The sequence below is a fragment of the Terrisporobacter sp. genome, assembly GCF_017888745.1.
Classification (GTDB): Bacteria; Bacillota; Clostridia; order Peptostreptococcales; family Peptostreptococcaceae; genus Terrisporobacter.
In genome coordinates, this window is the sequence record NZ_JAGHFM010000288.1 from 1 (window position 1) to 3,192 (window position 3,192).

Here is a 3,192-nt window from a genome sequence, read left to right on the forward strand (position 1 = left end):
AAATAAAACTTTATACTCTTTTCTATTACTGTGTCAAGCCTATACTTACCTGATTTAGTTAACTCAGTTCTATCAATCTTTAGAGTTTCCTTAGTATTAAATCCATATATATCAATATATATATCAAAACCATCTAATCTATGTACCCTTTCTTTTAATAGTCTGCAACCTTTAAAATATGCATCACAATTTGTATGATTTAAGTAATACCTATTTATGCTTATCTCCATGTAAACACTGTCTTGCTTATTCCATAAAAATATTTTACTTAAATCTTTAGGTATATGATATAAATAATCGCTAGTTTCATCTTCAAATTTAAAATCATTATTTTCTATGAAATTTTCTATCCTTTCAATCTTGCCATCGATATCTATCTCTATCGGGAAAATAGTATTGTTAATATTTTCTCGTATAAAATCAATTAATGCATAAAATGTCAAATTGTCATTTACTATAGGATCATAATCATTATTTATAAAATTATCTACGCTTCCTCCCAGGCTATATTTAAAATTTGACAATTCATCAAGTAATATATGAATTTCTGTACCCTTTTTTATATTTTCCTCTGAACTCCTTACGCTAATATAACCATCTAAAGTTGCAGGTTCAAATTCAATTTTAAGTGCATCCATACCAATGGTTTTTGTGTATGCTTCAAACTTATCTGAAACTAAAAAACCTGATTGCATGCCTATGCCAAATCCTCCTGTCGGCATTAACCACGACGGCATATCTAATATTTCATTATGTAATTTACTTTTAATATCATAATTGCTTCCAACATTACACATAGACTTTAAACTATCTAAGCTTATACCAGTTCCTCTATCTTTTATTATTACACTAACATATTTCTTATCTATCATTTTTAAAGATATATATAGTTTATAATTTTCATATATCTCCTTTGGTATGTCAAATGGTGTTAATTTTGATATGTCTTTTTTTATCCACGGCTCATATAATTCGTTATTTAAATCTCTCCATAGCTGTAATTTACTAGCATCTAATGCATTTTGTACAAATTCTCTTAAAAAAGTCAACTTATTTTCATATAAATTTGAACCTTCAATTATTTCAAATGCTTTCTTTTGAGATATTTTAAATTTTAAATCTGTAATACTATTTATATCTGGTTCTCCATTAATTAATAGCTCCTTCTTTGTCAATTTAGGAGCATACCATTCTAAATTTTTTGGAATTATCTCTGTCCAATTAATTGTTATATTTTCAATTTCATCTTCTATCCAAAATATCCAATTTCTAGCTTCTCTATATACTTCATAATTACTACAATTTGCCCTTACTTCTATCTTATCTGGTGTAATCAAAATATGACTTGTAGCTTTATGTTTAGCTTTATGATTCTCTGACGTATTAGGTAATCCACCTATAACTTTCTCTATATAATCACTAAATCTTCCATTGTCTAAGTCTAGAAGATCTCCTAATCTTATTAACTCAGCTATAAATCTAGGGTGAATGTAATCTGAGTTATATCCATTTGATATGTAATCCAATTTCATAACCTCTTCAAAATTTTGGCTATGCAAAAATGATATGTTTCCTATCAATTTTATAAGTCTATTATGTATCAATCCATTTTGTGTTAAATCTAATGACCAGTCATCTAGTTTATTTAAATATTCTCTAGTTATACTAGAATGTTTACCTCTAAAATATTGTGCTATAATCTCCGTTACATACCTTCTTATTTTTAAAGGCCAGGTTATTTCAAACGATTCGTCCTTTATATTATCTTTTAATTCTATTATATATTTAACCGCCTTCTTTAAATCCTTATCAGAAGAATTTCTAATTTCATTTAAAAATAGTTTAAATTCATTACTTTCCCATTCTTTTTCTATATTAGAATGTAATAATGCCATTCCAAAATCATGTAAATATGCACAATTTAAAATCATCCATGTATCTGTTGGAGATAACTTTCCTATTCTTTTTTCTCCTAACATCATTTCAATATTATTTATTATATTTTCAGAATGACTTGAATCATGTAAGCTATAATGTGGATAATTCAATTGTATTGTATTTAATATATTTTTATATGTTTTTTTATTTAATAACCATGATGAATATAAATTGGTATATTCCTTATTATTCTCGCATATTATTTTCAAATGTGTCTCTAACTTATACTTATATTTATTGTATAGTTGCATTGCAATCCCCCTTTAAAAATAATCTCTTTCCTCTTTAGTTCATCTACAATATATTTAGTGTTTTTGTTCAAAAAACATACTGATGAAATAATCCATATAGTTTTCGTGGCTTTCAATGGTGGAGACTAACCATGCCGAACCTTATTACCATATTTTTCCTTGATACAATATTACTATATCCAACAAACTATCCCCTGTCAACAAACCAAACTCCATATTTCAACAATTCATAATTTACTATCTATTCACTTTAAAAGAGCATATTATCCTTGATATCTATCTATTTATCTCTCCTATGAGTCAAACTGCCATTATTCTTAACCAACAGTATCTCTGCCATTATACCAAAAGCAATCTCGTCCACACTATTAGATGAAATATTTACACCAACAGGAGCATAAACACTATTTAATTTCTCTTCACTTACACCCTCACTAATCAAAGTATCTTTGACTTTAATCCACTTCTTCCTACTACCAATCATACCGATATAATTAGGACTTCTATTTATAACACTTCTTAAGCTAACTAAATCTCCTTCATATCCTCTTGTTGCTATGACCACATATGTATTATCGTTAATTTCCATATTTTCAACTATGTCAGGTATGTTTCCACTATAGACTTCATCAACATTTTCAAATCTCTCTGTATTGGCAAAGTCTTCTCTATCGTCTATTACTACTGTATAGAAATCTAGATTTTTAGCTATTTTAAATAATGATAGTCCTATATGACCGCCACCTATAATTATAAGCTTAGGCTTTGGTTTAAATACTTTTATATAACCAAATGCAGTTCCTCCACATTGCATGCCTAAGTTTCCATTATCATTTAAAGTGTATTCGAAGTTATAGTCCTCTCCACTTTCTAAACACTCTATACATTTATCTAGTACCTTACGCTCTATCATTCCTCCACCAACAGTTCCCATAACCTCTCCATTTTGAAATACTGCTATAGTTGCTCCCATTTTTCCTGGTGTTGAGCCTATTGTTTTTGT

The 3,192-nt window shown here is 28.0% G+C and carries 2 protein-coding genes; both read right to left on the bottom strand.

Going from position 1 to position 3,192, the window contains the following annotated elements:
• On the bottom strand, nucleotides 1–2,189 hold a 2,189-nt coding region (locus J7G74_RS12930; protein WP_297136083.1), incomplete at its 3' end, for an HD domain-containing protein.
• Between the two features lie 280 nt (nucleotides 2,190–2,469).
• On the bottom strand, nucleotides 2,470–3,192 hold a 723-nt coding region (locus J7G74_RS12935; RefSeq protein ID WP_297136085.1), incomplete at its 5' end, for an XdhC family protein.